Here is a 14,658-nt window from a genome sequence, read left to right as displayed (position 1 = left end):
CGCGGCGATAACATGGCTTATCCACGGCGGCACCCGCCCCGCAAGCAATGCGAGACCGGCTCCGGGCATCCCTATGAGAGAACTCGAAATCGTCGAACAACTGGTCCTGGGCCTAGACCCGGCCGGCCGGCGCGACCCGCTGGGCACCCCCAAGGACCCGGCGCTGGACAAGGCGCGCGCGCAGTATTACGAGCAACTCAAGCGCGTCGCCAAACAACACGCCGCGGACCCGCCCACCGCGCCCGAGCCGCAGCCGGCCCCCGGCGGCGCGCGCCAGGGCCAGCGCTGGACCATCGCCGAAGACAACCGCTTAGCCCTGCTGTGGGAAGCCTCCCCCGCGCCGGTACGCCAACTATCGGAAAAACTGGGCCGCAGCCCGCTGGCCATCGTCTCCCGGTTGGTCCACCTGGGGCTGTACGAGCACCAGCAAGCGGCGATGCAGGCCGACAACGCCCGCATGCAAACGCTGGACCTGCCGCCACTCTGGGACGTACCCGCCGCCGCGGAAAAGCTGCCCACCAAACCCGCCGCGCCGCCCACAGCCGGCAAGCAAGGCGCGGTCTGGAGCGTGGCCGACGACCAGCAACTGAAAACCCTGTGGCACAGCCCGGCCCAGCCGGACAGTCAGGCCATCGCCAAACAACTGGGCCGCAGCCGCGGCGCCATCCTCGCCCGCCTGGTGCGCCTGGGCCTGTTCAGCGACCGTGAGGCGGCGTATCAGGCGGACCAGGCGAGGCAAGCGGGATGAAGCGCTTCCACCCCCGCCCAGCCAACCCAATCTGAGCAGACGCCATGGCCTTTTCGCTCGCAAGCATCAGAAAAACCCTTTCACTGAAATCATCCACAATGACGGCCCCAAGCCCCAATACCGCACCCACGCCGCCGCAAACAACGGCACCTATCCAAGCCGCGACCTCAGTTCCGGCGCAAGCGCCCGCGCCTAATCCGCCGCCCGCCGCAGCCCAGGCAGCCCCCAACACAGCGGAGGAAAAAGGCCATGAGGGCGAAAAAGCGCTCAACGCCTGGTTCAACCAGCACAAGCTGGCCTATGTGGGCATCTGCCAGAACAAGGACAGCTTCGCCTCGCTATTTCAAGGCGCAGCCAAACGGCCGGACTTCCTGCTCCTGCTGCCCTCGCTGGGCATGATCGCCATCGACGCCAAGAACTACACCCCATCGCGCGGCGAACTCACCCTCAGCCTGGAGGAAGAACTCAAAAAAGCGCTCACCTTCGAGCGACTGTTCCGCCTGCCGCTGTGGTACGCCTATTGCGATAAAGAAAACATGGGCCAGAACTGGTACTGGATCAGCGCGCTGAAAGCGCTGGAGGTGGGCGAAGTGCGCGATGGCAGTAAAGGGCAATTCCTGGCCATCAAGATGGAGCATTTTGAAACCATCGCCAGCCCCAAGGACTTGGCCAAGCTGTATACCCATACTTTGCCGAGTTTGGAAAAGGTGGCGGCGGGGGGTTGATTGGGAAGTTGATGATGAATATATCGTCAATTCCTATACTTGAATATTAATCACACAGAGATGTATGCGACCAACTTGCATGACTTTGTTATAGCTTGAAACTCATCAGTGTCGGTCTGTTATTAACGTATGTAAGCAGAACAATTTCTGGAGCATGACAATGTATAAAAAGTATCTTGAAGTTGCATGGATGAATGTTACAGAGTTTGTTCCACTCGACCTTAACAGCTTGTCGGAAAATATCCAAATCACTTCAACACTGGAAGAGTGGCCGGCAGCTGATGATGCCAAGCCTAGGACACCCCATTTCGTCAACTACAAGACCTATAGTCAGGTTGAACGAAGAGGTGATGGAGGCTTTGTCGTGAGAATTACCTATAAGCACGACAATAACCTGCATATCCAGTACGAGGATGCCTTATGGGGTGTTTCCACTATCGTGATTCCGCAAGGCGCTCATAGCGGTGAAGCCAGTTGGAAAGGGGTTGATACGGAGAAATACGACGGTACGGTCCAGTGGACCTGGCGCGACAAGGAGGAGGAGAAAAGAACTCGCTCCAGCAAAACAGTCGTGGACCGAAATCAGCTCCGGTTCCGTCATGCGTTGCTGAGCCTGGATAAGTGCTGCGGCATCACCGGTGAAACAACGGAACGTGCGCTGGAGGCCGCACACATTGTTCCAGTGGCCGAAGATGGAATGGAGTGGCTGGAAAACGGAATTTTGCTGCGAGCGGATCTACACCGACTATATGACAAGCATCTGTTTACTATTCAGCCAGATGGCAAGGTGAAATTGCAAGGAGAGCTGTCGGATGCCTACATAGAACTGCTAAAGGATAAGAGACTACCCACATCAGTACTAATACGAGTTAAGGCTGCGTTGGAGGTAGCTAACAGCCTTGCCCAAGTCTGACGATGGGTTTCTACGTAAATCAGTCCTTGGCCAACAAGCTGTCGTAAAGACAGCTATGGCCGAGTTGCTGCCAGTCAGATGAAGAGATGGCAGATCATCAGCCCAAACGGCTATCTCTGCCCTTGCGCTAATATGTATAAGTTCCGATTTGACCTGAAAGTCAGGCACAATCAAAATGGAAAACTGTCAGATCAGATTTAGTTTCTACATTTTACACATTCAATAACATAAGCAGCTTCTAGCTACTCTGCTAAGTTTTTCTCTAAAACATGTACCATTTTTCAACATAACAAAAGCTAATTTATCTTAGCTTGACTGATTGAGCAACAAACTCGACCAATCTATTTTCGTCCGGCTCATAAAAAATTCGATAATAATCTCGTATAGGCAGCTCAATTTTACTCCCCCTATAACTCACCCAACTGCTACGCCTTTCAGAGGAGGTCAACTCTATACCTTCCTCACCCCCAGCCATAGCTGGTTCCTGAAGCCAATTTATAGCCTCTACATTTGATGTGGAAATAACCCATGCAGCTCCATTTGGCTTGAGCACATTTTGTCTGGCAAACGCACCATCCTCTTTCAAATTTTCATCATCCCAACGTATTCTTGCAAGTTCCACGTCATCCTTCCCCCAGCCACTGAAAGGGAAAGCTTTATTTTTTTCAAACCAGATTATTTTTCTCTCTTCAACAAAATCAGCAGCCCCTTCATTCCGGCTCCATTTATCTTCACCATAAAAATTAACTACAACTGTGTAATATGACCTTGTTGCCAATTCAAGTAGCTTATGTTTTTTTTCAAAAAAATCAACCCCCCAAGTACGAGAATCAATTCTTGCATCAACCAAACGAAAATTATAAAATGAAGAAACCAATCTATTTTTATCAAAACTTTCTACTAAGCCATTTTTATTTTTTATAAAAACTTGTACATCCAAAGGCCCAGATTCATCAAAACAGAAGCTCTTTGGCCATGGTTGATTAGGAATGATTTCAAATGAAATATCATTATCTATAACACCATAAATCCTCACCACATCAGAGCCCTCTCGGATATGCCACTCGGCCCCTTTTGTTGATATCCATGACACATCCTCATAATGACAATTAAATTTCTCACTCACATCATACGACTTTCCATTCACATCAAATTTCACGTTAAATGAGTAGGTCTTAAGAGGAACCACAGGTGGTTGACAAGCAGCAACAAAAGGAGTAATCAGCACCACAAAAAGACTATGTCTCATAAAATAACCAAGCATATGTTGATATAAAAATACATATCGAAAAATTTTCATAACATCGTGAAAATAATACACCAAATTGCTCTACAACCGAAAGCTATGCATAGCCACTACATAAGCGTGTAGGGAAAGCTCCTCTAGAAAATAATACTTATCAGCATACTATAACCACATAACCTTGGTAGGTTGACAAACAATCAGTCCAGCAATCTACCTGCCTCGGTTTAGTCCTTCTATTTCCCCCCTACCTACCTTTGTAGGCACTCCATCTCATTCGGGCTCAGGAATAGTAACTGCACCACCGGCACATTCCGCGCTAGATCTACCTGTTGCACTCCTAGACTCAACGGCATCATCAGAAGCCCTTTCACCTACAGTGAAAAACTATGTCTCGGGCGGTACAGAACAACAGCCTGTGCGCAACGTACCGGCAGTATGCAGCAAATCTCCACCCCAAAAATCAGACTTCATACAAACAAAAGTCCCCTATTCAGGAGAGCTTTTTTTTGTATGAGGCCGGTACTTTCAGTGCGGATGCCCGTGCTCGCCATGCACATTCCTCAGCCGTGGCCGCGCTCACATCCACCCCTTAGATGACAAAACGCAGGGTTTTACCGCACAGCGGGTGATTGCGACTAAAGGAGTGCCAAAAAGCCCTCAAAAGAGGGCTTTTTACTTCATCAAACCTGGGCGCTGTTCAGCCCCAGTCCGCGCCACATATCGGCATGAGCATTGGAGCGCTCAAAGAACATCCGAACAGGATATTTTATTTTGCCATTATGGAACCATTCATTCTTTATTTCCATGTAGTCGCGATTATCATCATCGGCACGCATCAGCAAATCATAATCTTCATTGCCGCCCATAAAATTAAAAATCAATTTCTTGACTTCTTCGCGCTTGGACTCTTTGATGGAGGTTGTAATCAGGATGCGATAGCCTGCACGATGCGGCCTCAAAGCCGTCAAAACTTGAATCAAATTCCAGTTATAAGAAGAATTTCCGTAGAACTCGGAAACCAAATCAACACCAGAGATAACGGCCCCAAGCTCAAAAGCCATGTAAGCATTTTCAACAGTCATTTCATTTTCCATTACAAACACCTTAAGTAAACATTAACACTCCAAGCCAAATCCAATGACCCGAACCATAACCAGCAGCTTTAGCAATTGAAAACCCTAGCAAAGCTAATCAGCCAAAAACAGTATATCTATAAAGCTGTACCGATACAGTCTGACAAGTATCACTGCCATTCAAATAATGGCAATAAAAAAACAGCAGCTACTTGGTTCCACTCTCGACACCCATGATTCTGGCTATCAGATTTTATGAATATTTAAACGTATACTCTCAGTTCCTTACCGTAGCTTTTGTAAAGACCCCTGCCTCAGAAATAACAATGAAAAATTTTACAAACAGAAGCGGCCGAATCTCTGACGAATTCACCGCAATCAAAAACCAACATCAACACAAATACCTAATGTTAGCCATCAAAGATAATATGCTTTGAGACATCAAAGTTGATCTCACAAGTGGCAAAGCACTCAACAACAGATAAGCAACACCCAAACCGCCAGGCCCCAGGCAAAAAAAAGCCCTCCCAAATCGGGAGGGCTTTGTTTATATGAGGCTGGGGAATCAATGCTGATGCCCGTGCTCGCCGTGCACATGCTGGTGAGCAATTTCCTCTGCCGTTGCCGCGCGCACGTCCACCACTTTGACGGCAAAACGCAGCACTTTGCCGCACAGCGGGTGATTGCCGTCCAACAAGACGGTGGGGCCTTTGATCTTGGTGACGAAGTCGTAACGCGGCTCGCCATCCGGGCCGATGCGCGGGATTTGGCCGCCTACCTTGACGCCGGGCGGGAAGTCCGCCTTGGGCATGGTGGTGACCAGGGCTTGGTCGCGGGCGCCGAAGGTGTCTTCGGAGGCTCGTTCTAGCGTGGCTTGAAAACCCGACTCTAGGCCTTCAAGCACGACTTCCAACTTGGCGAACAGCTTGTCCCAACGCCGTGCAGGTAGGAAGAATCGGGATATTTGAGATAGGCGGGGAAGCTCATAATCAACTCTTTACTTAAGAGTTCTATCCAAAATACGAGTGAGAGGAGTAGATAAGAAAACGACTTACATTTAAATGCGAAATAATTTTCGCACATGGCCTGAACATCTAGCCCACAAAGCCATGTGCGACATCTTAATTATTTATTACTGCCCTTTAAACTTGAAAGTGTAATAGGCACTGATCGCCGTAGTCGACCGACCAGGATTGTATTCAACAATATAGTCATTTTTAAACGTCAGGGGTTTATCCGTCTGAATAATGACAGTCCCGCTGCTATCGTTGCTCGGAATGGGGAAATGTTGTACGGCCTGCCCGGGAGGAACAACTCTGTCTCCATTAAACAGATATATCCAGTCAAGACTACGACTCGGAGTATTACCATCGGGCGTGGAGTATTTGACGGTAAGATATGATTTCCCATCCATATTTTTCTGACCGATAACACTCAGCGTTGTTGCTTCTGATTTCACATATTGCCCATTGTCCATGAGAACGGTGGCGCAAATTGAATCGTCACCTGTATTGTTGTTCACAATAAAGCCGACTGTATATGGTCCGTCAGAAAAATCGTAACCTTGGACCACGAGAGTGACTTCCCCCTCCAAATCTTTGGCATCTGCTTTTGCAATCGGGTTGCCTGTAGCCTGATAGCCTGGCCAGATTCCAATTCTGGAATCACCGGATGCGGTAATGGCCTTATACCTTGCCTTGACAGTGACGGTATCCATCATACGAACATCATAAACGCGCGTACCACCCATTACCGAAGAGGCTTTTTCGAAAAATTCGCTCATGTCGCACTCCCAAGAAAATTAAATAAAATTGACGCATCACCAATAAGATAGATACGTACTGACACTTTAGATCCAATTAATTTTTCTGCTTGATATTTTTAATGAACAACTCTGGCAAAAAGAACTAATTTCGTTCTATATAATATTGTTTTTGTTTAATAAAAAAACACCGAACAATTCAGGTTGTTTTTATTTAATTATCCAACGTCAAAATGATTCAAATTAAGTTGAACGCTTCTTGGAATGTGTCGAGATATCAAAGTTGGCAAATCTCTCACCAACTAATCCCCTCCCCCAAACCACCAGACCCCAGACAAAAAAAAGCCCTCCGTTTGAGGAGGGCTTTTTTTGTGTGAGGCCGGTACTATCAATGCTGATGCCCGTGCTCGCCGTGCACATGCTGGTGAGCAATTTCCTCGGCCGTGGCCGTGCGCACGTCCACCACTTTGACGACAAAGCGCAGGGCTTTGCCGCATAGCGGGTGGTTGCCGTCCAACAATACCGTGGGGCCTTTGATCTTGGTGACGAAGTAGTAACGCGGCTCGCCATCCGGGCCGATGCGCTGGATTTGGCCGCCTACCTTCACCCCGGGCGGGAAGTCAGCCTTGGGCATGGTGGTGACCAGGGCTTCGTCGCGTTCACCGAAGGTGTCTTCGGTAGCCAGTTCCAGCGTGGTTTGAAAACCCGATTCCTGGCCTTCCAGCGCGGCTTCCAGCTTGGCGAACAGGTTGTCGTAATCGCCGTGCAGGTAGGAGACGGGCTTCTTGCCATCGTCGTAAACCAGGCCCTGGCTGTCGGTGACTTTCATGCGCAGGGTGACGGCGGTGTTGGCGGTGATTTTCATGGCGGGCAATAGCAAAAAAATGGAAGCGAGAAGGGTCTCAGTTCAGCGAGGGAGTGTCAACTGAAACACCCCGGTTTGCTGGATACGGATATGGCTGTTTGCTGGGAAAAGCCTCTCCTTCCCCAATAGCCAGCCCCGCTCCCGGGGCCGGCTGCCCTTCCCAGCTTATCCCCTCTTCTTCCGCCCCAACTTGCGCGGCAAGGCTTCCAACTCGTCCAGGCTGAGATGGAGGCGGTTCACCGCCTCCACATGCCTCGGCAGGTCCACCTGCTCCACCCCCAGGTTCAACAACAACTCCAGATAGTTGAAGAAGCTCTTGCACATGCGGCGGCGGTGGCCGCGTTGGCTGAAATCCATATCGCTGGCGATGCGGAACAACAGGCCGCGCGCGGAGTGCTGGCGGTTGAGTTTCAGCATCTGCGCCAGATGGGCGGCGTACTGATGGCCCAAGGCGCGGGCTTCACATTCATCCTTGGCCTCGGCCGGCTGCCAGTAATGCGGATAGGTGCGGCCTTTGATGCGGCGGATGAAGGGCAGGCTGAGGTCTTTGGCGTGGGGGCCGGCAAACCGGTAGCGCGAGCGCGGCCCAAGCGGTGGGAGTGGAGAGGCGTCCTGATGGACGTCTTGGGTTTCCGTAGCGGACGAAGTGAGTTCGATGCCTAGCACCGGATGGACAAGCTTTACCATTTGCAACCTCCTGAGCAGAAGGGCCCGGCCGCAAGGCGGCAGGGCGGGCACATGACAAGAGTTAGTCTACCGGTGAGTTCTTACGAAAGCCGGTGCGCCCGCGAGGGCGCCACTTGCCAAGGCCCGCCCGAATAGGCAAAGCAATGGCAGCGGATACGCTGTGGAAACAGCGCATCCGCAGTAAGAACTCATAAGCGGGAGACTAAGCCCGAGCGCCGCGATTGTTGCGGCGCAGGGGCTATTGTTGGGGAGGAGCGGGAGGGCGTCAAGCCGGCGGGGTCCGGTAAGGTGGATCGCCGCCATCATCTTGTGCGGCGCAGCGGGGTTCCGCGTGGGTATCGCTACGCTCCACCCACCCTACGCGCAGCCGCTCGTCATGGGTAGGGTGGGTGGAGCCGCAGGCGATACCCACCAGCCGCCGGCCCCGGCAGGAACAAGCCATTAGCGCAGCAGAACGTAACCGGTTCTAAGAACGTGTTTACGATCTCGCGAGCTAAGGCGAGACAAGGCGTTGCGGCTGAGAAAATGGAATGTACGCGCGGTACATGAGCATTGCGAAGCGGTACTCACCGTGTGACGTCTCACGACGCGCAGCAGATCGTAAACCGGTTCTAAGAGCCGCTAACAACACCTCGCAGAGAGCCTGAGCCAAGGCGCGCCGACGCAGGCCGTACAAGTCGTACGGCAAGGAGGCGCAACGCAGAATCAGGGGTTTGGTTAGCGGGTCTAAGACAAAGGCACCGCATCCGCCGCCAACCCCGCCTGCGCATTAACCAGGGTGATGATGAAGTCCCGCATCCAGCGATGGCCGGGGTGCTGCTGGGTGCGGTCGTGCCAGGCCATGCCCACTTCAAAGCTTTCCGTGGGCAGCGGAAACTCCACTTGCTTCAGCGCGTCGCCGCGGTCTTGCACCAGGCGCTGCGGCACCAGCGCGACAAAGTCGGACTGGGCCACCATTTCCGGCACAAACAGGAAGGACGCGGCGGACAAGGCCACGTTGCGGCGCAGGCCCAGCGCCGCCAGCGTGCGGTCCACCGGGGTGAAGAAGCCGTTGCCGTCCAAGGACACGATGACGTGGTCCAAGGCCGCGTATTCTTCCACGCTCAGCCCTTCTTTCAGGGTGGGGTGGTCGCGGCGGCCTATCAGCACATAGTGTTCGTCAAACAGACGGCAGCTTTGCAGCTTGGACGGGGCGGCCGGCGGGGTCAGCAGCGCCAGGTCCAGATCGCCCTGCTCCAGTTGCGCTTCCAGCCGGTGCAGGTCCAGCGCGCGCACCGCCACCCTCACGCCGGGCGCGCTTTTGCGCAGTTCCCGCGCCAGCGGGATCAGCAGCGCGGCTTGCAGGTAATCGGTGCAGGCGATGGCCACGGTCAGGTCCGCGCTGGCCGGCTCAAAATCCTGATGTCCGGCCACGGTGGCGCGCACTTCGTTGAGCGCCTTGCGCAAGGGCTCGAACATTTCCAGCGCCTTGGCCGTGGGATACATGCCGCGGTGGACGGCCACCAGCAGCGGGTCGTCAAACAACTCGCGCAGGCGGTTCAATTGCGCGCTCACCGCCGGCTGGCTCAAGCTCAGCCGCGCGGCCGCGCGCGTCACGTTCTGTTCCACCAGCAAGGCTTCCAGCGTTACCAGCAGATTGAGGTCGAGTCGTTTGGTATCCATCTGATGAATAGTAAGCAATAAAAACCGTGATTTCACGAATAGTTGACCGCGCGTCAGACTGGCGGCTTGCCACCGTGAAACTCTTGGAGGCCGCATGAACCGACAAGCTCTCATCATCCACGCCCACCCGGACCCGGCGTCGCTGACCGCCCAATTCGCCGCGCTGGCGCGACAAACCTTGCAACAACAGGGCTACCGCGTGATGGAGTCCGATCTCTACGCAATGGCTTGGAAAGCCGGCGCCGACGCGCAGGATTTCCCGGACCGGCTCAATCCGCAGCGGCTGTTCCTGATCTCCGAATCCCAACACGCTTACGCCAACGGCCGGCAGAGCGCCGATGTGGCGGCCGAACAGCAAAAACTGCTGGCGGCGGACTTGGTGATCATGCTGTTTCCGCTATGGTGGTACGGCCTGCCCGCCTTACTCAAGGGATGGTTTGACCGAGTCTACGCTTACGGCTTCGCCTATGGCTACCGCAACGAGGGCAACCGCTGGCGCTACGGCGACGGCGCGCTGAGCGGCAAACGCGCGATGCTGGCCGCGATGGTGGGCGGACAGGAGCGGGACTACGGCCCGCGCGGCATCAACGGGCCGCTGGAGCAACTGTTGTTTCCTGTGACACACGGCTGCCTGTTCTACCCCGGCATGGAGGTGCTGCCCACCCATGCGGTATACGACGCCAACCGTCTTTCCGCCGCCGATATGGACGCGGCCAAGGACGCCTGGCGGCAAAGACTGCTTGGGGTGTTCGACGAAGCGCCCATTCCCTTCCGCCGCCAGAACGGCGGCGATTACCCGGACGGCCATACTTTGGGCGAGCAGGTGGCCGCCAGCGGCCTGACGGCGCATATCGCCGGCTGACGGCGGCTACAAACGCCAGCCCAGCCGCATACCTTCATAAACGGCTTCTTCCGCGGTGCGCGGCGCCAGGCAATCGCCTATCGCGTGCAGTTCGGCGCCGCAGCCGCTCAGTTCCTCCCATAAACCATCCTCGGCCTGGTGCCCCTGACACAGCACCAGGCAGTCCACTTCGCTCTCCACCATCGGCTCCTCGCTGGCGGTGTGCAGCAGGTACACGCTGTCGTCGTCGTGGCCGTACAGGCGCGCGTACGGCGTCACCGTCACGCCGGCGCGTTGCAGTTGGCCGGCCAGGTGGTCGCGCACATACATTTGCAGCGCTTCGCCGGCATGGGTGCCGTTGACCGCCAGCCTCACCTGGTGGCCGGCGGCGGCCAGCCGCAGCGCGATGCCGGGGCCGATCCAGTCGCAGCGCCAGTCCGCCACCAGCACCTTGCCGCCCCGCACTGCTTCGCCGCGCAACACTTGCCAGGCGTCCAGCACTTGCATGGCGCCGCCGCCTTCCAGCGCCGGCCAGCGCGGCCGCGCGCCGGTGGCCACCACCACCGCGTCCGGGGCCAGCCGCCGCACCAGTTCGCGGTCTACCCTGACGTTGCGCCTCACTTCCACGCCGGCCAGTTGCAGTTCCCGTTCCAGATTGGTGATCAGGCCGCCGAATTCCGCGCGGCCGGGCAGCAGTTGCGCCAGCAGCGCCTGGCCGCCCAGTTGCGGGCCGGCTTCGTACAGGCTGACTTGGTGGCCGCGCTGCGCCGCGATCACCGCCGCCTTCATGCCGGCCGGGCCGCCGCCGGCCACCAGCACTCGCCGCGGCGCGGCGGCCGGCCGCAGTTCGCCGTATTCCAGTTCACGGCCGCTTTGCGGGTGCTGGATGCAGGAGATGGGCAGGCCACGGTGGAAGCGGCCGATACAGGCCTGGTTGCAGCCTATGCAGGCGCGGATGTCCTCATGCCGGCCCTGCTCGGCCTTGGCCGGCAGCTCCGGGTCGCAGATCAGCGCGCGGGTCATGCCGCAAGCGTCGGCCTGTCCGCCGGCCAATAGTTGTTCTGCTTCCTGCGGCTGGTTGATGCGCCCGGCCAGCAGCACCGGGATGCTCAGCGCGCGCTTGAAGCGCGCCGCTTGCGCCGCCAGATAGGCGGCCGGCAGCGCCATCGGCGGCGCGATGTGGATGGCCGCGCCCAGGGTGGCGGAGCTGCCGGCCACCAGGCTGACGTAGTCCAGTTCACTCTCCAGCGCCCGCGTGGCCGCCAGCGCCCGCTCGGCGTCCATGCCCTCGCCTTCTTCCTCGCCGGCGGAGATGCGCAGGCCCACCACAAAGCCCGGCCCACCGCCGGCGCGGGCGGCGGCCACCGCTTCGCGCAGGAAGCGCAGCCGGCCGGCGTCGTCGCCGCCGTAGCCGTCTTCACGGCGGTTGACTTGCGGGTTGAGGAATTGCGCCGGCAGATAGCCGTGGCTGGCGACGATCTCGGCGCCGTCCACGCCGGCGGCGCGCAGCCGCCTTGCGGCCGCCCCGTAGCCGGCGATGATTTCATCTATCATTTCGCGGCTCAGCGCGCGCGGCTGCACGTGGAAGCGCTCGCTGGGGGTCGCCGAAGGCGCGTAGGCCACGCTCAGCAGGCCGTCGGCGCTTTCCATGATTTCGCGGCCGGGATGGAACAGCTGGGCGAACAGCTTGCAGCCTTCGGCGTGCACGGCCTCGGCCAGTTGCCGGTAGCCGGGCACGCAGCTGTCGTCGGTGGCCATCAGGGCGTGCGAGGTGTAGTGCGCGGTTTCGTGGACGCCGGAGACTTGCAGCACGATCAGGCCGACGCCGCCGCGCGCCCGCGCCCGGTGGTAGGCCACCAACGCCGGGCTGACCCGGCCGTCCACCGGCAGCACGGTGTCGTGGCCGGTGGACATGATACGATTCTTCAGCAGCGCCGGGCCGATGCGCAGCGGGGAGAACAGCAAGGGGAACAAGGTGCTCATCGCGTGGACCTTTGATCGGGTTTGGCGGACGCCAGCTCTATGGCAGTTTGATTTTGCTTAAATTAAAATTTATTGCAAATTTTTTTAATAAAATACAAGTCAGAACCGCGAACACACGCCGCGGCACAGGATTTCATCGTGAGCAAAAACGCAACATCCGCCGCCGACGCCCCGCTGCAGCTGGGCGCCCGCATCCGCCAATTGCGCAAACGCCAGGGCCTGACGCTAAGCCGGCTGGCCGAAACCAGCGGCCTGTCCGTGGGCCACATCAGCCTGATCGAACGCGAGCTGGCCCAGCCGTCCATCAACGCGCTGGTGAATATCGCCCGCAGCCTGGGCGTGACGGTGCAGTGGTTTTTCAACGGCGCCGCCGAGCAGGCCGAGGACGAAAAGGGCTACATCGTGCGCCGCGATCAGCGGCCGCGGCTGGATTACCAGAGCGGTTTCGTCGACCACTTGCTGACGCCCAAGAACCAGCGCCAATTGGAGATGATCCATTGCCTGATCCCGCCCGGCGCCAGTTGCGACGAGGGCTACAGCCACAACGGCGAGGAAGCCGGCTTTGTGCTCAAGGGATCGCTGGAGTTGTTTGTGGGCGAGCGCCAGTTTCATCTGGAACAGGGCGACAGCTTCGCCTATTCCAGCAGCGAGCCGCACCGCTACCGCAATCCGGGCAGCGGCGAGACCATCGTGATATGGGTGATTACTCCGCCCAGCTTCTGAGAACCAGGCCAAAGTCTGCTGCGCTTCAGCGATACGGCGTTGAAACCATCTTCAGAATGCTCATGTAGCACGTGTACATTCCGCTTTTTCGCTCGTTTTCGCCTTGTCTCGCCTTAGCCCGCGAGACTTTGAAGAGCCTGTTTGCGATCTGCTGCGCGTCATGAAGCGTTGCACGGCGAGTACCGCGTCGAAATGCCCCCCAGCAAAGCCGCTCGCTCAGCGGCTTTCGTTTTTCCCCGCGCGGGCTTGCGCAGCGCCCGGCCCGCTCAAAGCCTGCCGATGCCGCAACAGTTTTTTAATAAAATCAAAATAAATTTTACAGTTTTTTGATCGCTTCCTAGACTGTCCCGGCCGGCGCGGATAAGCCGGCCACGCAGCATCAGAGGAGACCGATCATGAAATTGACGCATCTGAGCATCGCCGCCAGCCTGCTGGCCGGCGGCGTCGCCTCCGCCAACCAACTGGTGGTGGTGTCCTACGGCGGCGAGAACCAGGCGGCGCAATCGCGCGCCTATTACGCGCCCTATCAACGTCAAAGCGGCGTGCGCATCGTCGCGGACGCCTGGAACGGCGAGTTCGCCAAGATCAAGGCGATGGCGGCCACCGGCCGCTCGCGCTGGGACGCAGTGGAGGTGGACGCCGCGGCGCAAGGGCGCGGCTGTGAGGAGGGCTTGCTGGAGAGGCTGGATTACCGGCGGATAGGCGACAAGGCGGACTTTGTGCCCGGCGCGGCCCAGCCTTGCGCCATCGGCATGTTCCTGGCCTCCATGGTGCTGGCTTACAACGAGGACAAGCTGAAAACCGCGCCGCAAAGCTGGCGCGATTTCTGGGACGTGAAGCGTTTCCCCGGCAAGCGGGCATTGCGCCGCGGCGCGCCCTACACGCTGGAGATCGCGCTATTGGCGGACGGCGTGCCGCCGGCCGAGGTTTACAAAACCTTGGCCACGCCGGCCGGGGTGGACCGCGCCTTTCGCAAGCTGGATCAGCTCAAGCCCTATATCCAGTGGTGGGAAAGCGGCGCGCAGCCGCCGCAATACCTGCTATCCGGCGACGTGGTGATGAGTTCTTCCTACAACGGCCGCATCAGCCTGGCGCGGCGCGAGGGCCGCAAGCTGCGCATGGTGTGGCGCAACAATATCAGCGAGTTCAGCTACTGGGCCATTCCCAAGGGCTCGCCCAACAAGGACGAGGCGCTGAAGTTCATCGCCTTCGCCAGCCGGCCGGAGCAGCAAAAGCTGTATTCGGAGCAGATGCCCTACGGCCCCAGCAACCGCAAAGCGCTCAGCCTGTTGCCGGCGGCGGTCCAGGCCGACTTGCCCAGCCATCCAGCCAATATGGCCGGCTCGCTGGCGATGGACGCCGCCTTCTGGACCGATCACGGCGAGGCGCTGGAGCAGCGCTTCGCCAGTTGGGCGGCCAAGCGGCCGTAA

At 57.2% G+C, this 14,658-nt stretch carries 14 protein-coding genes; 6 read left to right on the top strand and 8 right to left on the bottom strand.

The window, feature by feature from the left end:
* The first annotated feature begins 73 nt into the window (after positions 1-73).
* The 3 genes from JC616_RS06875 (at position 74) to JC616_RS06865 (ending at position 2,386) form a co-directional block, all read left to right on the top strand.
* Positions 74-748, top strand: coding sequence for a hypothetical protein (locus JC616_RS06875; protein ID WP_227107417.1), 675 nt, complete (start codon positions 74-76; stop codon positions 746-748).
* Positions 749-792: 44 nt separating this feature from the next.
* A complete protein-coding gene (locus tag JC616_RS06870; RefSeq protein WP_227107414.1) occupies positions 793-1,473 on the top strand; it encodes a hypothetical protein in 681 nt (226 codons plus the stop codon).
* Between the two features lie 160 nt (positions 1,474-1,633).
* Positions 1,634-2,386 (top strand): HNH endonuclease signature motif containing protein, encoded by a 753-nt coding sequence (locus JC616_RS06865; protein ID WP_227107413.1) that lies wholly within the window; start codon positions 1,634-1,636, stop codon positions 2,384-2,386.
* A gap of 301 nt (positions 2,387-2,687) precedes the next feature.
* On the opposite strand, the gene JC616_RS06860 is transcribed toward JC616_RS06865, so the two are convergent.
* The 7 genes from JC616_RS06860 to JC616_RS06830 form a co-directional block, all read right to left on the bottom strand.
* On the bottom strand, positions 2,688-3,707 hold the full coding sequence (locus JC616_RS06860; RefSeq protein WP_227107411.1) for a hypothetical protein: 1,020 nt from the start codon (positions 3,705-3,707) through the stop codon (positions 2,688-2,690).
* Positions 3,708-4,312: 605 nt separating this feature from the next.
* On the bottom strand, positions 4,313-4,726 hold the full coding sequence (locus tag JC616_RS06855) for a phosphatase domain-containing protein (protein WP_227107409.1): 414 nt from the start codon (positions 4,724-4,726) through the stop codon (positions 4,313-4,315).
* 544 nt (positions 4,727-5,270) lie between these two features.
* On the bottom strand, positions 5,271-5,609 hold the full coding sequence (locus JC616_RS06850) for an FKBP-type peptidyl-prolyl cis-trans isomerase (protein ID WP_227107407.1): 339 nt from the start codon (positions 5,607-5,609) through the stop codon (positions 5,271-5,273).
* A gap of 228 nt (positions 5,610-5,837) precedes the next feature.
* Complete coding sequence (locus JC616_RS06845) at positions 5,838-6,488, bottom strand: hypothetical protein (RefSeq protein WP_227107405.1); 651 nt, start codon at positions 6,486-6,488, stop codon at positions 5,838-5,840.
* 367 nt (positions 6,489-6,855) lie between these two features.
* Positions 6,856-7,332: an FKBP-type peptidyl-prolyl cis-trans isomerase gene (locus JC616_RS06840; RefSeq protein WP_227107403.1), complete on the bottom strand. Its 477-nt coding sequence runs from the start codon at positions 7,330-7,332 to the stop codon at positions 6,856-6,858.
* A 165-nt stretch (positions 7,333-7,497) separates the two neighbouring features.
* A complete protein-coding gene (locus JC616_RS06835) occupies positions 7,498-8,019 on the bottom strand; it encodes a hypothetical protein (RefSeq protein ID WP_227107401.1) in 522 nt (173 codons plus the stop codon).
* Between the two features lie 726 nt (positions 8,020-8,745).
* Positions 8,746-9,681 carry a LysR family transcriptional regulator gene (locus JC616_RS06830; protein WP_107799912.1) on the bottom strand — a complete coding sequence of 312 codons (936 nt, stop codon included), beginning with the start codon at positions 9,679-9,681 and terminating at the stop codon, positions 8,746-8,748.
* 94 nt (positions 9,682-9,775) lie between these two features.
* Between JC616_RS06830 and JC616_RS06825 the strand changes: the two genes are divergently transcribed.
* On the top strand, positions 9,776-10,543 hold the full coding sequence (locus JC616_RS06825) for an NAD(P)H-dependent oxidoreductase (RefSeq protein ID WP_227107398.1): 768 nt from the start codon (positions 9,776-9,778) through the stop codon (positions 10,541-10,543).
* 6 nt (positions 10,544-10,549) lie between these two features.
* Here JC616_RS06825 and JC616_RS06820 read toward each other — a convergent pair whose 3' ends face one another.
* On the bottom strand, positions 10,550-12,505 hold the full coding sequence (locus tag JC616_RS06820; protein ID WP_227107397.1) for an oxidoreductase: 1,956 nt from the start codon (positions 12,503-12,505) through the stop codon (positions 10,550-10,552).
* A gap of 138 nt (positions 12,506-12,643) precedes the next feature.
* Here JC616_RS06820 and JC616_RS06815 point away from each other — a divergent pair, with 138 nt between their 5' ends.
* Entirely contained in the window at positions 12,644-13,228 is a 585-nt protein-coding gene (locus JC616_RS06815; RefSeq protein WP_227107395.1) for a cupin domain-containing protein, read from the top strand.
* Between the two features lie 395 nt (positions 13,229-13,623).
* On the top strand, positions 13,624-14,658 hold the full coding sequence (locus JC616_RS06810; RefSeq protein ID WP_227107393.1) for an ABC transporter substrate-binding protein: 1,035 nt from the start codon (positions 13,624-13,626) through the stop codon (positions 14,656-14,658).

Origin of the sequence: Chromobacterium rhizoryzae, assembly GCF_020544465.1 — a bacterium.
Lineage (GTDB): Bacteria > Pseudomonadota > Gammaproteobacteria > Burkholderiales > Chromobacteriaceae > Chromobacterium.
This window is presented reverse-complemented; position numbering and strand designations above follow the sequence as displayed.